The sequence below is a fragment of the Aestuariibaculum lutulentum genome, assembly GCF_032926325.1.
In the GTDB taxonomy this organism is placed as follows: Bacteria; Bacteroidota; Bacteroidia; order Flavobacteriales; family Flavobacteriaceae; genus Aestuariibaculum; species Aestuariibaculum lutulentum.
In genome coordinates, this window is the sequence record NZ_CP136709.1 from 1,652,501 (window position 1) to 1,676,921 (window position 24,421).

18 protein-coding genes (1 of these 18 only partly in view) are annotated in these 24,421 nt (G+C 35.8%); 10 read left to right on the forward strand and 8 right to left on the reverse strand.

Annotated features, from left to right (window positions below):
- The 5 genes from R1X58_RS07120 to gltB all read right to left on the reverse strand — a co-directional run.
- On the reverse strand, positions 1-94 hold the beginning of the coding sequence (locus R1X58_RS07120) for a carbonic anhydrase family protein (protein ID WP_240575086.1). It extends 536 nt beyond the left edge of the window; the window shows 94 of its 630 coding nt (coding positions 1-94); the start codon lies at positions 92-94; the stop codon falls past the left edge of the window.
- A gap of 131 nt (positions 95-225) precedes the next feature.
- Positions 226-1,818 (reverse strand): SulP family inorganic anion transporter, encoded by a 1,593-nt coding sequence (locus tag R1X58_RS07125; protein ID WP_240575088.1) that lies wholly within the window; start codon positions 1,816-1,818, stop codon positions 226-228.
- 82 nt (positions 1,819-1,900) lie between these two features.
- Positions 1,901-2,155, reverse strand: coding sequence for a hypothetical protein (locus R1X58_RS07130; RefSeq protein WP_240575090.1), 255 nt, complete (start codon positions 2,153-2,155; stop codon positions 1,901-1,903).
- 236 nt (positions 2,156-2,391) lie between these two features.
- On the reverse strand, positions 2,392-3,855 hold the full coding sequence (locus tag R1X58_RS07135) for a glutamate synthase subunit beta (protein ID WP_240575097.1): 1,464 nt from the start codon (positions 3,853-3,855) through the stop codon (positions 2,392-2,394).
- A 5-nt stretch (positions 3,856-3,860) separates the two neighbouring features.
- The gene (gltB, locus tag R1X58_RS07140; RefSeq protein WP_240575099.1) at positions 3,861-8,375 is read right to left on the reverse strand and encodes a glutamate synthase large subunit; all 4,515 of its coding nucleotides are present in this window, start codon (positions 8,373-8,375) and stop codon (positions 3,861-3,863) included.
- Positions 8,376-8,839: 464 nt separating this feature from the next.
- Here gltB and R1X58_RS07145 point away from each other — a divergent pair, with 464 nt between their 5' ends.
- The 4 genes from R1X58_RS07145 to R1X58_RS07160 all read left to right on the forward strand — a co-directional run bounded on the left by R1X58_RS07145 (position 8,840) and on the right by R1X58_RS07160 (position 13,019).
- The gene (locus R1X58_RS07145) at positions 8,840-9,841 is read left to right on the forward strand and encodes an outer membrane beta-barrel protein (RefSeq protein ID WP_240575101.1); all 1,002 of its coding nucleotides are present in this window, start codon (positions 8,840-8,842) and stop codon (positions 9,839-9,841) included.
- Between the two features lie 112 nt (positions 9,842-9,953).
- Positions 9,954-11,258, forward strand: coding sequence for an ammonium transporter (locus tag R1X58_RS07150; RefSeq protein WP_240575103.1), 1,305 nt, complete (start codon positions 9,954-9,956; stop codon positions 11,256-11,258).
- A 160-nt stretch (positions 11,259-11,418) separates the two neighbouring features.
- Positions 11,419-11,757, forward strand: a complete 339-nt coding sequence (locus tag R1X58_RS07155; protein WP_240575105.1) for a P-II family nitrogen regulator — start codon at positions 11,419-11,421, stop codon at positions 11,755-11,757.
- Positions 11,758-11,792: 35 nt separating this feature from the next.
- A complete protein-coding gene (locus R1X58_RS07160; RefSeq protein ID WP_240575107.1) occupies positions 11,793-13,019 on the forward strand; it encodes an ammonium transporter in 1,227 nt (408 codons plus the stop codon).
- 285 nt (positions 13,020-13,304) lie between these two features.
- Here the strand turns inward: R1X58_RS07160 and R1X58_RS07165 are convergent, their stop codons facing one another.
- Positions 13,305-15,893, reverse strand: coding sequence for a phosphoenolpyruvate carboxylase (locus R1X58_RS07165; RefSeq protein WP_240575287.1), 2,589 nt, complete (start codon positions 15,891-15,893; stop codon positions 13,305-13,307).
- A gap of 268 nt (positions 15,894-16,161) precedes the next feature.
- Here R1X58_RS07165 and R1X58_RS07170 point away from each other — a divergent pair, with 268 nt between their 5' ends.
- The 3 genes from R1X58_RS07170 to nadB all read left to right on the forward strand — a co-directional run bounded on the left by R1X58_RS07170 (position 16,162) and on the right by nadB (position 20,773).
- A complete protein-coding gene (locus R1X58_RS07170; protein ID WP_240575109.1) occupies positions 16,162-17,973 on the forward strand; it encodes a hypothetical protein in 1,812 nt (603 codons plus the stop codon).
- A 224-nt stretch (positions 17,974-18,197) separates the two neighbouring features.
- Entirely contained in the window at positions 18,198-19,136 is a 939-nt protein-coding gene (gene nadA / locus R1X58_RS07175) for a quinolinate synthase NadA (RefSeq protein WP_240575111.1), read from the forward strand.
- A 77-nt stretch (positions 19,137-19,213) separates the two neighbouring features.
- The gene (gene nadB / locus R1X58_RS07180) at positions 19,214-20,773 is read left to right on the forward strand and encodes an L-aspartate oxidase (protein WP_240575113.1); all 1,560 of its coding nucleotides are present in this window, start codon (positions 19,214-19,216) and stop codon (positions 20,771-20,773) included.
- 56 nt (positions 20,774-20,829) lie between these two features.
- On the opposite strand, the gene R1X58_RS07185 is transcribed toward nadB, so the two are convergent.
- Positions 20,830-21,162 carry a single-stranded DNA-binding protein gene (locus R1X58_RS07185; RefSeq protein WP_240575115.1) on the reverse strand — a complete coding sequence of 111 codons (333 nt, stop codon included), beginning with the start codon at positions 21,160-21,162 and terminating at the stop codon, positions 20,830-20,832.
- A gap of 174 nt (positions 21,163-21,336) precedes the next feature.
- Between R1X58_RS07185 and R1X58_RS07190 the strand changes: the two genes are divergently transcribed.
- Complete coding sequence (locus tag R1X58_RS07190) at positions 21,337-21,687, forward strand: hypothetical protein (protein ID WP_240575117.1); 351 nt, start codon at positions 21,337-21,339, stop codon at positions 21,685-21,687.
- Positions 21,688-21,829: 142 nt separating this feature from the next.
- A complete protein-coding gene (locus tag R1X58_RS07195) occupies positions 21,830-22,885 on the forward strand; it encodes an NAD(P)-dependent alcohol dehydrogenase (protein WP_240575119.1) in 1,056 nt (351 codons plus the stop codon).
- A gap of 122 nt (positions 22,886-23,007) precedes the next feature.
- On the opposite strand, the gene R1X58_RS07200 is transcribed toward R1X58_RS07195, so the two are convergent.
- Positions 23,008-23,475 (reverse strand): CBS domain-containing protein, encoded by a 468-nt coding sequence (locus R1X58_RS07200; protein ID WP_240575120.1) that lies wholly within the window; start codon positions 23,473-23,475, stop codon positions 23,008-23,010.
- 189 nt (positions 23,476-23,664) lie between these two features.
- Between R1X58_RS07200 and R1X58_RS07205 the strand changes: the two genes are divergently transcribed.
- On the forward strand, positions 23,665-24,378 hold the full coding sequence (locus tag R1X58_RS07205) for a tetratricopeptide repeat protein (protein ID WP_240575122.1): 714 nt from the start codon (positions 23,665-23,667) through the stop codon (positions 24,376-24,378).
- Positions 24,379-24,421 lie beyond the last annotated feature (43 nt).

A 24,421-nucleotide genomic window follows, 5' to 3' on the forward strand; every position in this document is an offset into this window, starting at 1 on the left:
GGTTTTGTTGGAATCTTAGGTTTCCTTCTTTTAGGAATTGTAATGACTTTTCAGGAGTCATTGTTGCTTGGGTTTCTCTAGTATGTGCTTTCATAGTATTTTAAACGTTTAAGTAATATGTTGTTTTCAAGCAAATAATATTAGCTTTGAAATTGATGTTGTAATTGAAAATGTTATAATAAACGGGCCAAATTTAAGACTTTATCTTTGTTTAGGCAATTGGATCTAACTTAGGCTTAAATCAGATTTTGGCCTTTCGTTAAAGAATTGAATAAAGCTTTCAGGGTTATGAACAGTACCACGTTTAGAAACCAGCTTGATATCTATATGACGTTCCTTGGCTTTAAATAAGAAATCTTCTAGAATTTCTATGACATCATTATCCAGATATCGGGTTTTAATTAAATTGATTTCCAAAATAGTATTTATTGGTAAACTGTCTAATTCTTTAAGAATAGCACCTTTGTTAAAGAAGGTAACCTCTTCTGCTAATGTCATTTTTATTTGGTGTTTTCCATTACTTTTATCTTCAATATGTAGGAAATGTGAGTTTTGATAGCTCTTTAGTAAAACGACAACAATACCGACTAAGAGTCCTAAGCTAATGCCGACCAATAAATCTGTAAAAACTATACCCAGAACTGTTGTTATAAAAGGAAGCCATTGTTTCCAACCTAAGGCGTACATGGTTTTAAATAATGAAGGTTTAGCCAGCTTGTAACCTACAACTAATAGCACGGCGGCTAAAACCGACAAAGGAATCATATTTAATAATCTAGGAATTAATATCACCGAAATTAACAGGAAAAAACCATGTAGGATAGTCGATAATTTGCTTTTACCACCAGACTGAACATTGGCAGAACTTCTAACAATAACCTGTGTAATTGGTAAACCTCCAATAAGACCGGAAACAATATTTCCTGCACCTTGAGCTAAAAGTTCGCGGTTAGTAGGGGTTACGTTTTTATCAGGATCAATTTTATCGGAAGCTTCCACGCATAACAGGGTTTCCAAACTTGCAACCAAAGCCATGGTAAAGGCTACAATCCAGACTTCTGTATTTGTAATGGCAGAAAAATTTGGAAAGCTGAACTGATTAAAAAAAGACGTTGTGTCTTCCGGAACTGGAACACTTACCAGGTGTTTATCAAGAATTGAGATACTATCTGAGCTTGAAGTAAGAATAACATAAATTATACCAACAACAACAGCTACTAATGGGCCTTGAATAACCTGAAAGAATTTTGCTTTTTTAGATAAAACTTTGTCCCAAAACAGAATAATTGCCAATCCAATAAACCCTACAATCATTGAGCCTATAGTAATATTGTCTACAATGTGTAGAATAGCAGAGAAAGTGTTCTCTCCCGATGCTTCAATAAAGCTATCGGCACCTTCAGGTTCGGCATCGTATCCAAAAAAGTGTGGAATTTGTTTTAAGATAATGATGATACCAATACCGGTAAGCATACCTTTAATAACCGAAGAAGGGAAATAGTATCCAATAACTCCCGCTTTTAAAACGCCAAATACAATTTGAATGATTCCGGCAATAACAACGGCAACCAAAAAGTTTTGGTAGCCACCAAGAGAGCCAATAGCAGTCAATACTATGGCTGCTAAACCGGCAGCGGGACCACTAACGCCAATTTTAGATCCACTAAGACCTCCTACAACAATTCCACCAATTATACCGGCAATTAATCCGGAGAATAATGGCGCACCACTGGCTAAAGCAATACCTAAACAAAGAGGTAATGCAACAAAGAATACTACGATACTTGCAGGCAAGTCGTTTTTTAAAGTTTTAAACATATCATTAATAATTTTTTCCAACTGTTAAGAAGGAATATGTTAATATTTACAATAAAGGTAGAGTTCAAGAACTCTTATAAGATTATGATAAGTATTGTTCCGGAGGTGGTGAAACCAAATTTAAATGTGGTTTCGGATAGGTTTTAAAACGATAAGAATAAAACTGAAAGTTATTAATTGAAAAGTTTGTTAAACCTTCATGTGTTTGTAATGAGAAGGGAGAAACTAAACTTTTACATTTACCATTTTCTTCTTCTTCTGCCATAGAATAAAAAATAGAAGTATCAATAGAATCGTCCAGAACAGCAATTACCGATGGCGCTGTAATTAACGCCATGAAAATTGTGGTAAGACATATTGCTATTGCTCTTTTAAACATCTAAATACAGTTGTTTAAAACAAATATAACATTCTATGCTATTTTTTAAGTTAATTATTTTTAAAAATGAACTAAAAGGGGGGAATTTTTTAAAATTTGAAAATAAACGATATTAAAAATTGAGGAGGTAATAATTAAAAACCCTCTCACAATTATCTGTAAGAGGGTTTTGTTAATTTTTAAATTATTGATAATTAAAGAGCTACTAAATCTCCAGTGGCATCTTTAGTAGGTAAATCTGACTTACCCATTAAATAAATATCAACTTGTCTTGCGGCTTCTCTACCTTCAGAAATGGCCCAAACTATTAATGATTGTCCGCGACGCATATCACCGGCAGTAAATATATTTGGGATATTTGTCTGGTATTTACCATATTCTGCTTTGTAGTTAGAACGGGCATCGGTTTCAATGCCTAATTTTTGAGCTATTGTTGCCTCAGGACCTGTAAACCCAAGTGCTAATAAGGCTAAGTCACATGGCCAGGTTTTCTCGGTGCCTGCAATTTCTATTAATTGTGGGCGCTCTCCCGGAACCATTTTCCATTCAACATTAACCGTTTTTAACGCGATTAATTTACCATTTTCATCTTTAACGAATTCTTTGGTGTTAATTAACCAGTTACGTTCAACACCTTCTTCGTGAGAAGACGATGTTTTTAACTGTAAAGGCCAGAAAGGCCAAGGCGTTGTTGGAGAACGGTGTCCTGGTGGTTTCGGCAAAATCTCGAAGTTAACAACCGATTTTGCTCCATGACGGTTAGACGTACCAATACAATCTGACCCGGTATCTCCACCACCAATAACAATAACATCCTTACCGGTAGCTAATACCTGATCTTTAACTTCTTTACCAAAAACTACTTTAGTTTGTTGTGTTAAGAAATCCATGGCTTGAACTACACCATCGGCGTCAATGCCAGGAGTTGGTAAGCTACGTCTTTCGGTAGCACCACCACAAAGCACAACAGCATCAAATTCGTGTAGTTTTTCAACGTCGTAGTTTACACCAACATTGACATTAGTTTTAAAGGTGATGCCTTCAGCTTTTAAGATAGCTAAACGACGATCGATGATTTCTTTCTCTAATTTAAAGTTAGGAATACCATAACGTAATAAACCTCCAACTTCATCATCACGCTCAAAAACAGTTACGGTATGACCAGCTCTGTTTAATTGTTGAGCAGTTGCTAAACCGGCAGGACCAGATCCTACAACGGCAACTGTTTTACCAGTTCTTGTTTTAGGTGGCTGTGGTTTAATCCATCCCTCTTTAAAGGCGCGTTCAACGATGTTTTTTTCAATGTTTTCAATTGAAATCGGATCTTCGATAATACCTAATACACATGCTTTTTCACACGGAGCAGGGCATAAACGACCTGTAAACTCAGGGAAATTATTGGTTGAGTGTAATAACCAAGAGGCTTTTTGCCACTCACCTTGGTGTACCATATGATTGAAATCCGGAATTAAGTTACCAAGCGGACAGCCACTGTGGCAAAACGGTATTCCACAATCCATACAACGAGAACCTTGTTTTGTGATTTCGGCGTCGCTTAACGGAACTGTAAATTCTTTATAGTGTTGTACACGGTCTTTTACAGGCGTGTAACCTTCATCTTGTCTTTCAAATTCTTTAAATCCTGTTACTTTTCCCATGACAATTATGCTATTTCTAATTCTTCTACCATTTGTTCTTCAGTCTCTAAACGCTTAAGTGCACGTTTGTATTCGGTTGGCATTACTTTTACAAAGTTTGCTAAACTGTTTTCCCAGTCTTCAAGCAGTGTTTTTCCTTTGTTACTATCTGTATAAGCCACGTGTTTTTGAATCATTGATTTTAAATCGTTAGCATCTTCAGCAGATAACTCTTCGAATTCAATGGTTTCCGTGTTACATAATCCGTTAGTAAACTTATTTTCCGGGTCGTAAACGTAAGCGATACCACCACTCATACCAGCTGCAAAGTTTCTTCCTGTTTTACCAAGAACTACCACTTTACCTCCAGTCATGTACTCACAACAGTGGTCTCCAACACCTTCAACAACGGCTTTAGCACCTGAGTTTCTTACGGCGAAACGTTCTCCAGCGATACCGTTAATGTAGGCTTCACCTTCAATAGCTCCGAATAAACAAACGTTTCCTACGATGATGTTGTTTTCAGCAATAAAGTCCGCTTTGGCGGGTTTCTTAACAATTAATTTCGCTCCGGATAATCCTTTTCCTAAGTAATCGTTGGTGTTTCCTTCTAGTTTGAAAGTTAAACCATGAGCACCAAATCCTCCGAAACTTTGTCCTGCCGATCCTGTAAAACTGATGTTTAAGGTGTCTTCAGGTAACCCTAAGTGCCCGTATATTTTAGAGATTTCATTACTTACAATAGCACCAACCGTACGATCGGTGTTGTGAATTGGGTAAGCTAAATCCATTTTCTCTTTTCTATATAAAGCGCGGTGAGAATCTTTTAAGATCGTGAAATCTAAAACTTCATCTAAATTGTGATCTTGTTTTTCAGTATTTCTTACGGTCATTTTGCTGTATGCTTCCGGTCTGTGAAGAATAGCAGATAAATCTAAACCTTTTGCTTTATAGTGTGTAATCGCTTTATTGGCGTTGATTTTATGTGTTTGACCAACCATTTCAGATAGTGTTCTAAATCCTAACTGAGCCATGATGCCTCTTAACTCTTCAGCAACATAATAGAAGAAGTTAATAACGTGCTCTGGTGTACCTTTAAAGTTTTTACGTAATTCTTTATCTTGAGTTGCAATACCTACAGGACATGTATTTAAGTGACACTTACGCATCATGATACATCCTGAAGCTACTAACGGTGCAGTTGCAAATCCAAACTCTTCAGCTCCTAATAAGGCAGCGATAGCTACGTCACGTCCTGTTTTTAACTGTCCGTCACATTCTACAACAATACGGCTACGTAAGTTGTTAAGTACTAAAGTCTGTTGTGCCTCAGCTAAACCAAGCTCCCAAGGTAAACCTGCATGTTTTAAAGAGGTTAGTGGGGAAGCTCCAGTACCACCGTCATATCCTGAAATTAATACCACATCGGCTTTGGCTTTTGCTACACCGGCAGCAATAGTACCAACACCAACTTCAGATACTAGCTTCACATTTATACGCGCTTCACGGTTTGCATTTTTCAAGTCGAAAATAAGCTGAGCTAAATCTTCAATAGAGTAAATATCGTGGTGAGGCGGTGGTGAAATTAATCCAACAAAAGGTGTTGAGTTACGGGCAGAAGCAATCCAAGGTAAAACTTTTTCACCAGGAAGCTGTCCACCTTCTCCAGGTTTCGCACCTTGCGCCATTTTAATTTGAATCTCTCTTGCATTGGTTAAGTAGTGAGATGTCACACCGAAACGTCCAGAAGCTACCTGTTTGATGGCCGAGTTACGGCTATCACCGTTTACATCTGGATGGAATCGACGTCTGTCTTCTCCACCTTCACCAGAGTTCGACTTACCACCAATACGGTTCATTGCAATGGCTAAGTTTTCGTGTGCTTCACGAGAAATCGACCCATAAGACATCGCTCCGGTTTTGAAACGTTTTACAATGTCAGTCCATGGTTCTACTTCTTCAAGTGGAATTGGATCTAAATTATCGAATTCGAATAATCCACGAATAGTCATTAAGTTTTCAGCCTGATCGTTTACAGCCTGAGCGTAAACATCGTAGCTTTTCTGATCGCTTAAACGAACAGCTTGTTGTAATTTAGAAACGGTAGTCGGGTTAAACATGTGGCGTTCGCCATTACGTCTCCAACGGTAATCGCCTCCAATATTTAAACCTAATTTCTTATCGATTAAGTTATCAGGGTAAGCTTGTTTGTAACGTTCGTTAATTTCTTTTTCAATTTCGTAAAGTCCGATACCTTCAATTCTTGAAGCAGTGTATGGAAAATATTTTTCTACGAATTGTGAATTGAAACCAACAATCTCGAAAATTTGAGAACCTCTGTACGAGTGTAATGTAGAGATTCCAATTTTGTTCATAATTTTTAGAAGTCCTTTACCGATAGCTTTATTGAAGTTAGTCACAGCCTTATCTTCATCCATGCCTTCAATAAATCCTTCTTTCACCTGCATTCTAATGATTTCGTTAACCATGTACGGGTTAATGGCACTGGCTCCGTAACCGAATAAGGTTGCGAAATGATGCGGTTCGCGAGGCTCTGCAGATTCGATGATGATATCGAAGTACGAACGCTTACGTAAACGGTTCATCTGGTGGTTAACATAAGAACATGCTAATAAAGCAGGAATAGGAGCGAAGTCTTTGTTAACACCACGATCTGATAAGATGATGATGTTTGTGCCGCGCTCTAAGGCTTTAGTAACCTGTACAATAATATCTTCTAAAGCATTTTCTAAACCATTAAGTCCTTGACTTTTTGGGTAAAGCATGTGAATAGTTTCTGCCTTGAATCCTTCAACAGAAATGGTTCTTATTTTTTCTAAATCGGCATTAGAAATCACCGGATTTTGAATACGTAACTTTCTACATTGTCTTTCGGTAATGCTAAAAATATTACGGTCTTTACCTAAGTTTAGAGCTATATCGGTTACAATTTCTTCACGAATACCATCTAATGGCGGATTGGTTACCTGCGCGAATAATTGTTTAAAGTAATTTGAAATAAGTTGAGGTCGGTCTGATAACACTGCTAATGGTGTATCAATACCCATAGACCCTAAGGCTTCTTTGCCGTCAATGGCCATAGGGGTAATAACCTCTTGTATGTCTTCGAACGTGTAATTGAATAAACGTTGTCTTGTTTTAATGTCAATTGTCTCAATCGGACAGGTTTCGTTGGTATAGGCTACATCTCTTAAATGTAGTCTGGTTTTGTTTAACCATTCCTGGTAAGGACGTTCAGAAACCACCTTATTTTTAATTTCTTCGTCACTAACAATGCGGCCTTCGTTCATATCTACCAGGAACATTTTTCCTGGTTCTAAACGACCGTGTTCTTTAATATCGTCTGGTTCGATATCTACAACACCAACTTCGGAAGACATGATTAATTTTCCACTTTTAGTTACGGTGTAACGCGATGGTCTTAATCCGTTACGATCAAGAAGAGCTCCAATATAATCACCATCGGTAAATGGTACAGAAGCAGGGCCATCCCATGGTTCCATAATACAAGCATTGTATTCGTAAAATGCTTTACGCTCTGGTGACATGGTTTTGTGTTTTTCCCAGGCTTCAGGAATCATCATCATCATAATCTCTGGTAATGATCTTCCGGTATGTGTTAATAATTCAACAACCATATCCATAGAGGCAGAATCTGATTTGCCTGGTAAAATGATTGGGAATAATTTATCAATTTGAGGTCCGAAGACTTCACTCTTCATAATTTCCTCACGAACACGCATTCTACTTACGTTTCCACGAAGGGTGTTGATTTCACCATTTTGACACATGAAGCGGAATGGCTGAGCCAGTTCCCATGTTGGCATGGTGTTGGTTGAGAAACGCTGGTGTACCAAAGCCAGACGGGTTACTAAATCGATTTGTTGTAAATCGGTGTAGTATGGTCCGATATCTTCAGGCATGATAATACCTTTATATATCAATGTTGTTGTTGATAAACTTGGTACATAAAAATAGCCGCTTTCAGAAATTTTTGATGTTCTAATAGTGTGTTCGGTAATTTTACGAGCAGCATATAGTTTAGCTTTAAAAGTATCTTCCGAAATCTCTTCGGTTTTACCTACAAATAACTGTTCAATAGTAGGTTCAGACGCTAATGCGATTTCACCTAATTGAGATGAATCTACAGGTACTTTACGCCATCCTAAAATAGAAAGCCCCTGAGCTTTTATTTCCTTCTCGAAAATATCTTTACAGAATTTATATTGGTTGGTGTTTTTTGGTAAAAAAACCATACCTACGGCATACTCTCTTTGTTCTGGTAAACTAAAGCTGCATACACGCTTAAAATAATCATGAGGAATATCAATCAATAAACCGGCACCATCACCAGTTTTTCCATCGGCACTAACGCCTCCCCTATGTTCTAGTTTTACAAGAATTTCTAATGCATCGTGTATGATTTGATTTGTCTTCTCACCGTTAAGATTACAAATAAAACCAGCACCACAATTTTCATGTTCAAACTCAGGTAAATACATTCCTTGTTTCTTCAGCATAATCAACAAATTTTGGTTTTGAAAAGTGACTTAATAAGCGAATATATGTATAGATTTTAAATAAAAATAATGACGATTTCATTATTTCGATATTAGGAGAGAAGTGAAGATAAAAATAATTATATGTTAATAAATACCTAAATTTTTAATAAATACTCAAAGTGTTATTATCAGTGTTTAATTGAGATAACTGAAATTATTTTAATGAATATTTCAATAAATAGAATTTAACGCATTAAAAAACATTAAATATTGATGATAATTCAATATGTCGAGTTGTTAAAATTCAAAAAAATCAAAAAAATAAAACAGTACCCTTAAAAAAAAAGGGATAAAATTAGAATATCTATAAAAGTTTAAGTTGTACCCCTATTTTTTATGGGGGTTAAGTTTTTTTAACATAAGTTTACGACGTTCTTAAGGAAAAATTAACCAAAAAACATTAATAACTTAAATTAAACATTATGAAAAAACTACTTACTCTTTCAATGCTTTTTGCAGCTACGACACTGTTTGCTCAGGAGGACAAAAAACCTGCTTTGTCTATTTCAGGTAGCGTAGATGCTTACTACCAAACTTATTTGACAGCTTCAGACAATATGGGACAATCGTTTGGAACAGCTTTCGCAGGTCAGTCTGGTTTTGCATTAGGTATGGGAAATTTAATAGCTAGCTACGAAGGTGAAAAAGTAGGAGCTGTTCTTGACTTAGTTACCGGGCCTAGAGGAGCTGGTGCTACATTTAATACTGATATCGTAGACGGTATCGTTAACCAGGCGTATGTATACTGGAATGTATCTGAAAGCACAACGTTAACTTTTGGTAGATGGAATACGTTTTTAGGATACGAGGTTATCGCTCCAGCGGCAAACTTTAACTATAGCTGTTCTTACTTATTTTCAAACGGGCCTTTCTCACATATGGGTTTAAAAGCTGATTTTGCTTTATCTGATGATTTAAGCTTAATGTTAGCAGTAACTAATCCATGGGATACTAATGATACATCTTGGACTGGAGAATATGCATTTGGTGCTCAGTTAGGGTATTCAGGTCAGTTCTTAAATTTATATTATGACAGCGGAGAGCACGGAGGTTTAGGTTTCGAAGTTGATTATACTGGTGGTTTTGATTTATCTGATGCATTTTATTTAGGTATCAATGCTGCGTACAACGATAATGATGGTTCTGGTTTCTACGGAGCTGCATTATATCCTCAATATGGAATGTCTGATTCTTTTAGCTTAGGGTTAAGAGGTGAGTATTTTGGTTTACATGGTGATGCTAATCCAGATGAAGAAAGTGTATTAGCTCTTACTTTAACTGGAAGTTATTCAGTTGATAACCTAATCATCAAGCCAGAGATTAGATTAGATTCTTGGACTGATGCTATGCCATATCTTGATAGCGATGGTGCTGCAACAGATAACTTAGCTGCTTTTACTCTTGCAGCAATCTATTCATTCTAATAGAAAAGCATGCAATAAATTTTAAATAAACTATAATGGAGGGTGGGGTACATACTAACTAACCAACTTACTTCACCTTCCAAAACAATCTAACCCTTAAAAATTATATAATATGTCTTTATTAAACATGCCTCTTTTAATTCAGGATACCGCTGCGGTTGATGCTTTAGCAGAATCAATCAAGGGCGATATGGGGATGCTATGGATGCTGATCTCTGGTATCTTAGTATTTTTTATGCAAGCAGGATTCTTTTTAGTTGAGTCTGGTATGACAGATTCTAAGAATGCTGTAAATATTGCCATGAAAAACTTCCTTGACATCGCTGTTGGGTCGTTGGCATTCTGGTTTATCGGGTATTCGTTAATGTACGGAGCTGATGTTTCGGGAGGTGGATTTTTCCACTGGGGTGGTTTTGTGTTTTCACAAGGAGCTGCCGATTTATTCTTCCAAACAGTATTCGCTGCTACAGCTGCAACCATTGTATCTGGAGCAATAGCTGGAAGAACAAAGTATACTACGTATGCAATTTTTAGTATTATCATTACAGCTCTAATCTATCCAATCGCTGGTGGTTGGGAATGGAATGGCGGATGGTTAAACGCTGAATGGATGCCAGCTGAATTTATCGATTTCGCAGGATCTTCTATCGTTCACTCTGTTGGAGGATGGGCTGCACTTGTTGCTGCTTGGATGGTAGGACCTAGAATTGGAAAATTCTTAAATGGTAAACCAATTGAAATGCATGGTCACAACCAGATGTATGCTACACTAGGGGTGTTTATCCTTTGGTTAGGATGGTTCGGATTTAACGGTGGTTCTCAATTAGCTTGGGGTGGCGACGATTCTACTGCTGCTTCTCAAGTAGTATTAGTAACTAACTTAGCTGCAGCTGCTGGTGCTTTAAGTGCTTTATTATTCACTTGGATTAAAAATGGAAAACCAAATTTAAGTATGACTTTAAATGGTGCTTTAGCTGGTCTTGTTAGTATTACTGCAGGATGTGGTAATATGAGCGAATGGGGAGCTGTTTTAGCTGGTTTAATAGGTGGTATTTTAGTGGTGATTTCTATTGGACTTGTAGAAAGTAAATTAAAAATAGATGATGCTGTAGGTGCCATTTCTGTACACGGTATTGCTGGTGCTTGGGGGACTTTAGTAATAGGTCTTTGGGGTATCGATGGTGATGCAGGTATTGGTATCTTAAATGGTGGAGGTGTAGCTCAATTAGCTGCTCAGGCCATCGGAGTTGTAGCTTATGCTGTGTGGGCATTAGCAACATCTTGGATATTCTTAACCATTATTAGTAAGTGTTGTGGTGGTTTACGCGTAACAGAAGCTGAAGAGATTGCAGGTCTTGATATTTCTGAGCACGGATCTATTGCTTACGCAGGTAAGAGACAAAGAGAAATAGAATAGTAAAAAAATTATAAGAACGATTTCTTTATAGAAATTAGAGTTTTGTTTAAAAGATGTCTTGTGTTCACAAGGCATCTTTTTAACTGTTTATGAAGATGGATGGAATTATGAGAAAAGATATTTTTCTAAATTTAACTAACTAAACAAATAAGAGGATATTATGAAAAAAATTGAAGCAATTATTAGAAAATCTAAATTTCGTGTGGTTAAGGAAGCTTTACACGAAGTAGGTGTTAACTTCTTTTCGTATTGGGATGTTACTGGTATTGGTAATGAAAAAGAAGGACATGTTTACAGAGGTATAAGTTACAGTACTTCCGATATTCAGCGTAGGTATTTATCTATTGTTGTTAATGATGATTTTGAAGAGGCTACCATTCAGGCTATTTTGGGTTCAGCAGGAACAGGTGAAGTAGGCGACGGTAAAATCTTTGTTTCAGACATTACAGAATGTTACAGAATACGAACAGGAGAAAAGGGAGGAGAAACATTAAAATAATAATAGCATCTTAAAAGATTAAATAACTAATAACAATGGAATTACTTACTACAAACAATGTATGGATGATGATCTGTACAGCACTGGTTTTTTTCATGCACTTGGGATTTGCATGTTTGGAAATTGGTTTAACTAGACAAAAAAATACAATAAACATATTATTTAAAAACATATTTATCATCACAATCGGGTTGTTATTATACTGCTTGGTTGGATTTAATTTAATGTACCCGGGAGAGTTTAATGGTATTATAGGATTTGCCGGTTTCGGATTAGATTCGCCGTTAACAGCTGAGGGTGCTTTAGATTTAACATATAATGAAGGGTATACGTACTGGACAGACTTCTTATTTCAAGGGATGTTTGCGGCAACCGCAGCAACGATTGTGTCGGGAGCTGTAGCAGAGCGTATTAAAATTGTGCCTTTCATGATCTTTACCTTAATATATGTAGGTTTAGTATATCCGATTGCTGGTTCTTGGAAGTGGGGTGGCGGATTTTTAGATGCTATGGGCTTCTATGATTTTGCAGGTTCTACATTAGTGCACTCTGTAGGAGGATGGGCTGCTGTTGTAGCGGTTTGTCTTTTAGGACCTAGAATTGGTAAATTTAAAGAAGGAAAAGCGCAGGCGATTCCAGGACACAGTATTCCATTAGCTACTGCCGGAGTATTAATTCTTTGGTTAGGATGGTTCGGATTTAACGGTGGTTCTGTACTTTCAGCCGATCCAGGATTAACGTCTTTAGTGTTGGTAACAACCTGTTTAGCTGCTGCTGCAGGTGGAGTATCAGCTATGTTGTTGTCTACTGCTATGTATAAAAACATGGATTTAACCATGTTCTTAAATGGTATTTTAGGAGGTTTAGTAGGTATTACAGCTGGAGCTGATGTGGTTTCTCCAACCAGTGCAATCATTATTGGTGTTATTGCAGGAGTGTTAATCGTGTTGGCAGTAAGCTTTGTAGATAATAAGTTAAAATTAGATGATCCTGTGGGAGCTATCGCCGTGCATTTGGTATGTGGTATTTGGGGGACTTTAGCAGTTGGAATCTTTTCAACAAATCCAGATCATAGTTTCTTAACGCAATTAATAGGTGTGCTTTGTTATGCTGCTATTTGTGTAGTGTCATCATTTGTAATTATTTATGTGCTTAAGAAAACTGTAGGTATCAGAGTATCTGAAAAAGAAGAAATTGAAGGGTTAGATGGTCATGAACATGGAATGGATGCTTATCCGGATTTCAGGTTAAATGACAACTAATTATATATCGTTTTAGTTAGTGTTAAAAAGGATGGTTTGTTATGTGAATGGCAAGCTATCCTTTTTTTATTTTAATTAATTGTTTAAGTTGTCTGCCGAAGTTTTGTTGTAATAAGAAGAGGCTGCTTCGTTGATACTACAGATTATTTGCCAGTCTCTCAATGTAAAATTACCTGATAAATTTTATAAAATAATCAACCAGAATAGTTGAGGTGATCTATTAAGGAAATGAAAAAGCCTTCGATATCGAAGGCTTTTTCTATTTGTGTAAAATGTAATTTGTTTTTAAGCAGAATTTCTACTGGCATTAATATTACCAAAAAGTGAACGTGTTACGATTTTTTCGAAAATTTTCTTTTCTTCATCATCAACCGGAACTCCTTGTTTTTCTAACTCCTGAATTTTCTTAAGGGCATACTGCTGTATGGTTAATAAAGGAAGAACAATCGATTCTCTTACCTCAATTGAAGCTTTGCCAGATGGTTCGTTTTCCATTAATTCGCTGTATCCCGTTAGCTTTAAAAGCAACGATTTTGTAGTTTGATACTCGGTATAAATGATGTTCCAGAACGCGCCAAATTCTTCGTCTTTAGACATGTATTTGGTTAAATCGAAGAACGATTTGGTTAACGACATCATACTGTTTTCTAACAACGTTTTGAAGAATTTAGAGTTGTTGTAAAGTTGTTCCACTTTGTGGAATTCTCCACGCTCTTCATATTTCTTTAAAGCAGTACCTACACCAAAGAATCCTGGTACATTTTGTTTTAACTGGCTCCAGGATCCAACAAAAGGAATGGCTCTTAAATCGGAGAAAATTAATTTGTCAGATTTCGAACGTTTTGATGGTCTACTTCCAATATTCGTTTTTGCATAGTATTTTAAAGTACTCATGCGTTCTAAATATGGGATGAACATCTCGTGTCCTTTAAAGTCTTTGTAAACCTGATAACTTGTTTCAGCTAAATCGTTCATAACAACGCGATCTTCATCAGAAAGCATGTTTTTCTCGGTTAGCCTGTTTTTAATACCAGAACTAATTAATTGCTCAAGGTTGTATTGCGATGAGTCTAAAGTTCCGAAATTAGAACTAATAGTTTGTCCTTGAATAGTTAACTGTACTTCTTTATCTTCAATTGTTGGTCCTAATGAAGAATAGAACTGATGCGTTTTTCCTCCTCCACGTGCTGGTGGTCCACCACGACCGTCAAAGAATATGGCGGTAACATCGTATTTTCTAGACATTTCGGTTAACAGTTCTTTGGCCTTGTAAATACCCCAGTTGGCCATTAAATAACCACCATCTTTAGTTCCGTCTGAGAACCCAAGCATAATGGTTTGTTTCATGCCACGTTCTTTTAGGTGTGCCATATATTGCGGATTGCTGTAAAGCTGTTCCATAACGGCTGGTGCATTTTCTAAGTCGGTAATGGTTTCAAATAAAGGCACCACATCTACGGTTAAATTATCGCTAAAAGCAACCATTTTTAGCATAGCAAATAGCTGCATCACGTTTAATGCAGTCTGGTTATTACTAATAATGTAACGGTTAGCACCTTTTTCGCCGTTTGTGGCTTGAATTTCTTTTATGGCTTCAATAGTCTTTAAAGTATTATAAACCATTTCATCTTCAAAGGCGTCGAAATCGATATCTTCATTAGAAACTTTCGATAAAATATCGATTTGTTCAGCTTCCGATAAATCATGATAATTAGCCGGAATAGACTTGCTTCCTTTAGCAATTAAATGATCGACTACACTTGTAAATACCGAATGGTGAATTCTACTGTCCTGTCTGATATCTAATGTAGCAAAGTGATATCTGAACATGTGAATTCTATTAATAAGCTGATTGATTTCGTTTTCGTATAACGACTGGTGCTGCTCAACAACAACGTTTCTTATGCTTAATAATTCGGTAAGTAATTCTTTAGCCGAAATTTTATCTGGTGTGTCTAAATCGATACTGTAATTATAAATAATGGTTTCTAAACGTATAATACGATCTTCAACTCCTCTAAAGGTTAGTTTTCTTCTTAAATTTTTAAGATCGGCGTAATATTTCTTTAAAATAGACTGTTTTAACTTACGAGCTACCTTAAGTGTTGTGTCTGGCTTAACAAATGGGTTTCCATCACGGTCACCACCTGGCCAGAATCCAATATTAATAATTTCGTTATGTTTTTTACTGTCGTCGTAAATATTGGTTTGAATGTAGTTGTAAATCTGTCCGAATGAATGATAGAATACATTCTCTAAGTACCATATTAAACTAATGGCTTCGTCGTAAGGCGTAGGTTTGGTGTGCTTAAAGAAAGGCGTTTTACCTAACTGCCCGAATAAATTGTTAATTTGAGACAGGTCGTTGCTTTTAATGGCTTCGGTTAAATCGGTAATAATTCCTAAAACCGAACCCGGGTAAAATTGTGTTGGATGCGCAGTTAATACAATACGCACTTTAAATTCTTCCAGGTAAGCGCGTAATTCTTCAAGTTTGTTTTCAGAATTCGACGCTTCTTTCAGGTTTCTTAAAGTTCCAATCCCTTCCATGTTGTTTACAATCGGGAAGGCGGCATCTTCAATAGCATCAAATAATACAACCTGACGCTCTATGTATTGTATAAATCTGAATAACAGATTAATTTGACTTTCTTTATTACGCCTTGCCTGATATTTTTTGAAGAAGGTGTCTACAATCGTGGTCGGATCGTCTCCGTTTGCAAATCCTTTTCTACAAGTTTCATGAAATAATGGGAGTAAGACTCCTGTTTTTGTGATCGAATCAAAAGGTAATGTCATAAATATACTGTTGTATATTTGGTATTTAGACAATACGTTTTGTTTGAATCGCGTTAATTTTGGTTCTACAGACATATATCGTTCTAATTGAAAATTAAGCATAAAAGTAATGAAGCTCTAAGAAACAAGTGCAATCGTCTTAAAGTTTTATTAAAATTTTCTATTTATCGATTTCTTGTTGTGAATAATTAAATAAAAGAAGAGTTTCTTACAAATCTTTATAATCCCGAAACCCTTATGGTTACTTATCTTGGTTAATATTGGTTTTATGATAAATGTCATAAATAGTGAAATATGAACACTTTACTTTTAACCTTTTAAAAAAGTAACCAAAAATTCAACTATGAATAAAAAGGCACATTCGTTTCATATTCCGGTTATGGGGATTGGTTTTACTATAGATTCACCCCTGAAAGTTGCGCAATATGGAATTGATTCGGTGATTTCTCTGGTAGACGATATACTTATCGAGAAGTTACGAAAAATGTATAGTGAGAAGTTTGAATTACCTTATCAGGAAATTACAAATAAAGTTGACGATTTTAGAGCCAAACGTATTACCTCTTATCTGAATTTAATTCATGATGTGGTTGATAAAAAGTTTGAAGCGATGAAAAAATCAGCGCTCGAAATGAGTCATGATTTTAAAACATATTTAGATTTACTGCCTACCCATAGCAATCTTAAAACTGAGTTTCAGGCATTAATTGAAAAAGGTGTGGCAAAATCGGATATTAAATCATGGTTAGATCAACGATTGGTTAAAGGGAGTATTGATGTGAACATCATGACCAAAGTTGATAAAGATAATTATGATAAAGATGAAAAACTACCTGTAGAATATAACGATGCACATGCGGCATTTAGAGGGTTTGCTAATAGTAAATTAAATTCTTCGGTGGTACTTTCGGCTGGTATGAATCCACGGTTGTATGCGTATATGAGTTCGTTTGAAGATTTTTTTCCTAATCAGCAAGGCGAGTTTAAAAAGAAAATCATTTTAAAAGTTAGCGATTATCGTTCGGCATTAATTCAGGGGAAATTTTTAGCTAAAAAAGGGCTCTGGGTATCAGAGTATCGCATAGAATCTGGTTTAAACTGTGGAGGTCATGCATTTGCTACCGATGGTTATTTGCTAGGACCTGTATTGTCTGAATTCAAAGAAAACCGAGAAACGTTAAGAAGCTCTATTGAATCTATTTTAAAGCAGGAATTGGAAAATCAAAATAGGGTTATTCCTGAAGAATCTCTATCGATAAAAATTTCGGCACAAGGCGGTGTGGGAACTCATGAAGAGCATGAGTTTTTATTGGATGAATATGAGTTAGATGCCATAGGTTGGGGAACGCCTTTTTTATTGGTTCCAGAAGCGACAACAGTTGATGAGAAAACTATAGATAAGCTGCTTTTAGCTAAAGAAGACGATTTGTATTTAAGTGATATCTCGCCATTAGGAATTCCGTTTAATAACCTAAAGAATAACACTAAAGATTTAGAAAAGGAAACCTTGATAAATAAAGGGCGTCCGGGTAGTGCTTGTCCTAAAAAGTTTGTGGCTCTCAATAAGGAATTTAAAGACACAGGGGTTTGTACGGCATCTCGTGAATATCAGCATTTAAAAATTAAAGCTTTAGATGATTTAAATCTATCTGATCAGGTTTATAATGAGGAATATAACAAGATTATAGAAAAATCTTGTACTTGTGTTGGTTTAGGAACTTCTGCGTTGTTGAAATATAATTTAGATACAAAAACAGAAGGCCAAGGCGTTTCTATTTGTCCGGGACCTAATATGGCGTATTATTCTAAAGTTATGAGCCTTGAAAATATGACCGATCACATTTATGGTCGGGATAATATGATTTCCAGAACAGACAGACCTCATATGTTTGTTAAGGAGCTTTTTATCTATATCGATTATCTAAAACAAAAGGTAGATGCTGCTAAAAATGATATGACAGCGAAAGAGGAGAAGTACCTAAAGACTTTTTTGACAAATATGAAAGCCGGTGTTTCTTATTATAAAATCATGTTTTTAAATATTCAGAACAAATTTCAGGATGTTAAGAATGATGTTTTGAGTCAGTTGGAAAGAGGTGAGTTTACATTAAACAGTTTAGAATTAGAACTTGAAAATGAGGTTCTAGTGAGTTAAATATTAAGCTATTGATGGTTAGTAGTTTCCTAAAAGGCGTTTCAATTTTATTAAAGAAACGCCTTTTTCTTTAACAAGAATTAAAAGATTTATAGAATAGATAATTTGTATTCAATTCCGCTTTATTTTTTAAGGCAAACACAATGCATTATAATTTTAATTATGATATTTGCAAAAAATATGCGTTTACACCGGTGTACGATTGTAGATGAAATTGAGAAGATATGAGTGAAACAATAGATTTAGTAAAAGAAATAAATCGTCTTAAAAAGGAAAAAAATGCTGTAATTCTTGCCCACTATTATCAGGTGCCGGAAATTCAGGATATTGCAGATTATGTAGGAGATAGTTTAGGCTTGTCACAAAAGGCGGCCGAAACCGATGCCGATATTATAGTATTTGCAGGCGTGCACTTTATGGCCGAGACTGCTAAAATATTAAACCCGGATAAAACGGTAGTGTTACCAGATTTAAAAGCGGGTTGTTCGTTAGCCGATTCTTGTCCTCCTGATAGTTTTGAGGCTTTTACTAAAGCGCATCCAGATCACGTCGTGATTACTTATGTTAACTGCTCAGCAGAAATAAAAGCATTAAGTGATATTGTTTGTACGTCTTCAAACGCATTAAAAATTGTTCAGTCTATACCAGAAGAAACACCTATTATTTTTGCGCCAGATAAAAATCTTGGTCGTTACATAATGAGAGAAACCGGTAGAGATATGCTACTATGGGATGGTAGTTGTGTGGTTCATGAAGCCTTTTCTATAGATAAGTTAATTGAACTTCACAAAAAACACCCGGATTATAAGATTATTGCGCACCCGGAATCTGAAACACATATTTTAGATACGGCGGCGTATATCGGGTCGACTTCAGGAATGATTAATTTCGTGAAACAACATCCAACCGAAAAGTTTATCGTAGCTACCGAAGCAGGTATTTTACATAAAATGCAAGAAGAAATCCCTACGGCCGATTTAATTCCTGCGCCTGCGGTTGAAGATAACACTTGTGCTTGTAGTGAGTGTCATTTTATGAAAATGAATACGATGCAGAAATTGTACGATTGTTTATTAAACGAATCGCCTCAGATTCACGTATCGGAAAACATTATAGAGCGTGCGTTACTACCTATTGAACGCATGTTGGAATTGTCTAAATAGACAATAATTTTAATATAAAATAGTATTGAATTCGAGGTTAACTCGAAGTATTTAATTCTCGATTATCGAGTAAAACCATGGTTACTACAAATTATTTAGTTATTGGTTCGGGTGTTGCCGGATTAACGTTTTCAGTTAAAATTGCTGAAAAATTTCCTGAAAGAAAGGTCATTATTGTTACTAAGGCAAACGAAGACGAATCGAATACTAAATATGCTCAAGGTGGTGTAGCCATAGTGCTTGATAAGGAAAACGATTCGTTTAAAAAGCATATAAAAGATACTTTAATTGCCGGTGACGGACTTTGTAAAGAGGACGTGGTTAAAATGGTGATTAAAGAAGGACCAGAACGCCTTGAAGAGCTGTTACTTTGGGGTGCAAATTTCGATTTGGACGCCGAGGGAGAATTTGATTTAGGTAAAGAAGGTGGACATTCCGAATATCGTGTAGTGCATCATAAAGATATCACAGGATATGAAATAGAGCGTGCTTTATTAATGCGTGCGCATCAGTTGCCAAATATTACTATTTTACCCCATCATTTTGCTTTAGATTTAATCACTAATCACCATATTGAAGGTGCAGACCCTGAAGAGTTGAAATGTTATGGTGCTTATGTCTTTGATCAAGAGACCGGAGAGATTTCAACAATAAAAGCAAATAGTACCTTGTTAGCGGCTGGAGGTATTGGTTGTGTTTACGGGCATACTACAAATCCGGTAATTGCTACTGGCGATGGTATTGCCATGGCATACCGAGCGAAGGCGCGGATTAAAGATATGGAGTTTGTACAGTTTCATCCAACGGCATTGTACGATGCAAAAGGGGAATCTTCATTTTTAATTTCTGAAGCGGTTCGAGGTTTTGGTGCTTATTTGAGAAATGGTGAAGGCGAACGTTTTATGTTAAAATATGACGATCGTGCTGAATTGGCATCACGAGATATTGTATCGCAAAGTATTGACAGGGAATTAAAAAAATCGGGAGCATCTCATGTATTTTTAGATTGTACCCATTTAGATTTTCAAGCCTTCATTAAACACTTTCCGAATATTTATCAGAAATGTTTAGATAATCATATCGATATTAAAACTGATTGGATTCCTGTAGTCCCTGCATCTCATTATTTGTGTGGAGGTATTAAGGTTTCCAAAAAAGGAAAAACGACCATTGATAATTTATTTGCTTGTGGCGAATGTACAAGAACAGGCTTACATGGCGCAAATAGATTAGCATCCAATTCGTTATTAGAAGCTTTAGTTTATGCGCATAATATCTATAAGTATCATGTGAAACATGAGTATAAATCTGCCGATGTTGATATTCCGGATTGGAATGATGAGGGAACGGCGATTACTAAAGAACATGTGTTAATTCAGCATAATTTAAAAGAATTACAGGCGTTGATGCGTAATTATGTGGGTATTGTAAGAAGTAACCAGCGTTTAAATCGTGCTAAGAAGCGTTTGGAGCTAATTCATGATGAGGTTGAAGCATTTTATAAAGAATCGAAAATCACCTCGTCGCTTTGTGAACTAAGAAACATGATTAATGTTGCTCACCTTATTGTCAGTCAGTCTTTAGAACGAAAGGAAAATAAAGGCGGATATTTCAACATCGACAACGTAAAAAAATAATCAAGACCGTTTATTTAAACGGCCTTGACTTTATGAAAATAATTCGTAGCAGTTAATTATTTTCCCAACATTAAAAGTTCGTTACAAACAATCTCTGTAATGTAGCGTTTATTACCTTCTTTATCGTCGTAGCTTCGTGATGTTAACTTGCCTTCAATGGCCACTTCTTTGCCTTTATTTACATATTTTTCAATAATCTTAGCGGTATGTCCCCAGGCTATTACATTATGCCATTGGGTGTCGGTAATTTTCTCTCCTTTGCTATTTGTATAACTTTCGTTAGTTGCAATAGTGAATTTGGCCAGTGTTTTGCCAGATTCTAAATTCATAATTTCAGGATCATTTCCTAAGTTTCCAATCAACTGTACTCTGTTTCTAAGCGTATTCATAATTTTAAATTTAAGGTTAAACAGTTAATACTATCGAGTTCTTATGTTTCGACAAGGCAAAGGTGCGATACGGTAGAAATGTTAGTCGGTTATTACTTGTTTAAATTCGTTTGTAAATGTTTGTAGTCGTTTGTAAACGAATAATTTGTATATTTATTTAAATATCAGTTAACTATGCAAAAACAATGTTTAGAATGTGGTGAGAAAATTGTAGGTCGCATCGATAAGAAATTCTGCAGCGATGGTTGCCGGAATGCTTATAACAATCGGGTAAATAAGGATAGTAAAAACCTGATTCGAAATACCAATAACAGACTTCGAAAGAATCACAGAATTTTAGAACAGTTGAATCCTAATCAGAAAACCAAAACTTCCAGAGCAAAATTAATTGAAGCTGGTTTCGATTTTAATTATTTTACCAGTATCTACACTACAAAAACGGGTACTGTATATTACTTTGTTTACGATCAAGGATACTTGCCTTTAGAAGGAGATTATTATGCTTTGGTTAAACGTGAAAGTTAGAATCTGTTGTAATTAGCTTTGCCTGAGACATGGTCTAACATGGATTAACCGTGATATTTTAATTCTAAATTTTATGCTTATCTTTATAAAGCAAGTTGCTCTAAATCATGGTAATATTAAAGTAATTTAAAATTTGAATATTATGGATGTTAAACAGATTAAAGCTTATGGTACAGAAGCCAGTGATGCTGGTTTAGGAGAACTAAGCATCAAAAGAAGGGGAGTAACAGCGAAAGATGTTGAGATAGATATAGAGTATTGTGGAGTTTGTCATTCCGATCTTCATTTTGCAAGAAACGATTGGGGCTTTTCGGTTTACCCGGTAGTTCCCGGTCATGAAATTGTTGGAAAAGTTATTAATGTAGGTGATGCGGTAACAAATTTTAAAGTTGGTGACCTCGTGGCTGTAGGGTGTTTGGTAGATTCGTGTAGATCGTGTTCTAATTGTGAAAATGATTTAGAACAGTATTGTCCGGAATGGGTTGGTACCTATGGCGGTCATGACAAGTATTTTAATATGCAGACTTTTGGAGGGTATTCCGAAAGTATTGTCGTCGATGAACATTTTGTATTAAAAGTGCCCACTAACCTGAACCCGGCTGCCGTGGCACCAGTGCTTTGTGCCGGAATTACGACCTGGTCTCCTTTAAGACACTGGAAAGTTGGGAAGGGTAGCAAAGTGGCTGTAATTGGTTTGGGTGGACTCGGGCATATGGCTATAAAGTTGGCGAATGCTTTGGGATCCGAAGTAACCTTATTCTCAAGATCTCCTGATAAAACAAAGGATGCTATGGATTTGGGAGCGCACAGGGTTATTATTTCTACAGATGAAGACCAAATGAATGCATTTCAAGGACATTTCGATCTTATTATTGATACGGTACCTTACATTCATGATGTAAACCCTTATGTCGGAACCTTGGCTACAAACGGAACTTTAGTATTAGTAGGGTATTTAGGGCCATTAGATCCAATGTTAAATTCTGTTCCTATGATTATGGGACGTAAAACCGTTGCGGGTTCGTTAATTGGAGGCATTGCTGAAACTCAGGAACTACTGGATTTTTGTGGAGAGCATGGTATAACTTCAGAAATTGAAATTATCAATATTCAAGATATTAATTCAGCTTATGAGCGTATGTTGAAAAGCGATGTTCATTATAGATTTGTAATTGATATGGCATCTCTAAAGGCTTAGTTTGTAATGCTGTTATTAGAATTATACTTTTATTAATCGTAAAGATGATACAAACAAAAAAGCTTTTGGAAAATGAATAACCAAAAGCTTTAATGTTGGAAGATTTTTTGCTTATCTCTCTTCTACTTCCAATTTTGTCCTTTTAATTGCATGGCTGCTTTTAAAATATCTTTCTGACTAATTTGTCCTACCAGTTTGCCGTTTTCCACAATAGGAAAACGTCGTCTTTTTGCGTTTAAAAATTTACTGGCGGCGTCAAAAATATTCATATTACCATCAATAGTTTCCACATTTTTAGCCATGTAGTGTTCAATGGTTTTATCCTGCATAGGCATATTGTAATAGCGACTTTCGCTAATTTTTTTAATGCAATCTCCTTCCGAAATAATGCCAACCAATTCGTGTTTATCATTAATTACTGGTCCACCCGAAATTCTATGATGTATTAACGCTTCAATTACCGTTTCAATGGTTTGATCGGGAGTAAACGTAATCAAATCGGTAGACATGTAATCACTCACTTTTAGAGGTGTTTCATCAACCATCTGTGCTTGATGTTTCCTCGCTCCTTGAAAACTTTTTATCCCCATAATATTTAATTTAGTAGTTCTAAATATAATTCTTTTTTTCTAGTAATCCTAAGAATGCCATTTTTCGTTTTTAACAATTATTAAAGCTTAAGTGGAGTGTTTTAATTTTTTAATAAGATTATTGGTAAATTTTTACTTGTGTAACTGTTAAATTTTTATAGTTTTAGCATCCTAGAAAAACAAAGACGCATGAAAAGAATATTAGTATTGGTTTTATTAGTTTGTGGCATGACAATGGGAGCCCAGAGTAACTCAGATTTAATAAAACATTTTGAAGCTTATTATAAGCAAATGCAAAAGCAGGGTGATGTGCAGGGAATCATAAATGGTTTAACGCATCTAAATGTATTATCGCCATCGTTTGAACGCTTAGACACTTTGGCTTACATATACATGAGAGAGGGGCAATATGTTCAGGCGCTTAACACTATTGGTATTGATAAAAAAATGGACGATTCGGATATGGCTTTAGAAGTAAAGGCGATTTCATTAAAAGCAGTGAAGCGTCCTGAATTGGCTATCGGATTTTTTCAGGAAATTTTTAAAAGAGACCCGAATGCTCATTTAGCTTATGAATTAGCTGAACTTAATTTACAAACACAACAGATTGAGGAAGCTGATAAAAATATTACTTACGGTTTGGCAAATGCTACAGATGATATGAAAAAGGCGTTTTACGAAACACAACAGCCTTACGAAGTGTCTTTAAAATCTGCATTTATGTATTTGCAGGCTTTATCGCTTTACAATAAAGATAGAAAAGCAAATATTGATGCAGCTGTAGATATTTTAGATGCTGCATTTAAAGAAGCGCCTAATTTTAATTTGATTCAAATTACGAAGAATGAGTTGTTAAGACAAAAACAAATGCTTCAGGCGCAGGCTGCAGAAGAGAAAAAATAAATTTAGTGTTAAAGAAGAAAAGGGTGTTTTCTAATTTTGAAAA

Bases quoted from the DNA above. Each gene is read 5' to 3' on its own strand.
- R1X58_RS07200 (WP_240575120.1), bottom strand. From the start codon at position 23,475: ATGGGGATAAAAAGTTTTCAAGGAGCGAGGAAACATCAAGCACAGATG.
- R1X58_RS07125 (WP_240575088.1), bottom strand. From the start codon at position 1,818: ATGTTTAAAACTTTAAAAAACGACTTGCCTGCAAGTATCGTAGTATTC.
- R1X58_RS07190 (WP_240575117.1), top strand. From the start codon at position 21,337: ATGCAAAAACAATGTTTAGAATGTGGTGAGAAAATTGTAGGTCGCATC.
- R1X58_RS07150 (WP_240575103.1), top strand. From the start codon at position 9,954: ATGTCTTTATTAAACATGCCTCTTTTAATTCAGGATACCGCTGCGGTT.
- R1X58_RS07170 (WP_240575109.1), top strand. From the start codon at position 16,162: ATGAATAAAAAGGCACATTCGTTTCATATTCCGGTTATGGGGATTGGT.
- R1X58_RS07205 (WP_240575122.1), top strand. From the start codon at position 23,665: ATGAAAAGAATATTAGTATTGGTTTTATTAGTTTGTGGCATGACAATG.
- gltB (WP_240575099.1), bottom strand. From the start codon at position 8,375: ATGCTGAAGAAACAAGGAATGTATTTACCTGAGTTTGAACATGAAAAT.
- R1X58_RS07165 (WP_240575287.1), bottom strand. From the start codon at position 15,893: ATGTCTGTAGAACCAAAATTAACGCGATTCAAACAAAACGTATTGTCT.
- R1X58_RS07145 (WP_240575101.1), top strand. From the start codon at position 8,840: ATGAAAAAACTACTTACTCTTTCAATGCTTTTTGCAGCTACGACACTG.
- nadB (WP_240575113.1), top strand. From the start codon at position 19,214: ATGGTTACTACAAATTATTTAGTTATTGGTTCGGGTGTTGCCGGATTA.
- R1X58_RS07160 (WP_240575107.1), top strand. From the start codon at position 11,793: ATGGAATTACTTACTACAAACAATGTATGGATGATGATCTGTACAGCA.
- R1X58_RS07195 (WP_240575119.1), top strand. From the start codon at position 21,830: ATGGATGTTAAACAGATTAAAGCTTATGGTACAGAAGCCAGTGATGCT.
- R1X58_RS07185 (WP_240575115.1), bottom strand. From the start codon at position 21,162: ATGAATACGCTTAGAAACAGAGTACAGTTGATTGGAAACTTAGGAAAT.
- R1X58_RS07135 (WP_240575097.1), bottom strand. From the start codon at position 3,855: ATGGGAAAAGTAACAGGATTTAAAGAATTTGAAAGACAAGATGAAGGT.
- nadA (WP_240575111.1), top strand. From the start codon at position 18,198: ATGAGTGAAACAATAGATTTAGTAAAAGAAATAAATCGTCTTAAAAAG.
- R1X58_RS07130 (WP_240575090.1), bottom strand. From the start codon at position 2,155: ATGGCGTTAATTACAGCGCCATCGGTAATTGCTGTTCTGGACGATTCT.
- R1X58_RS07155 (WP_240575105.1), top strand. From the start codon at position 11,419: ATGAAAAAAATTGAAGCAATTATTAGAAAATCTAAATTTCGTGTGGTT.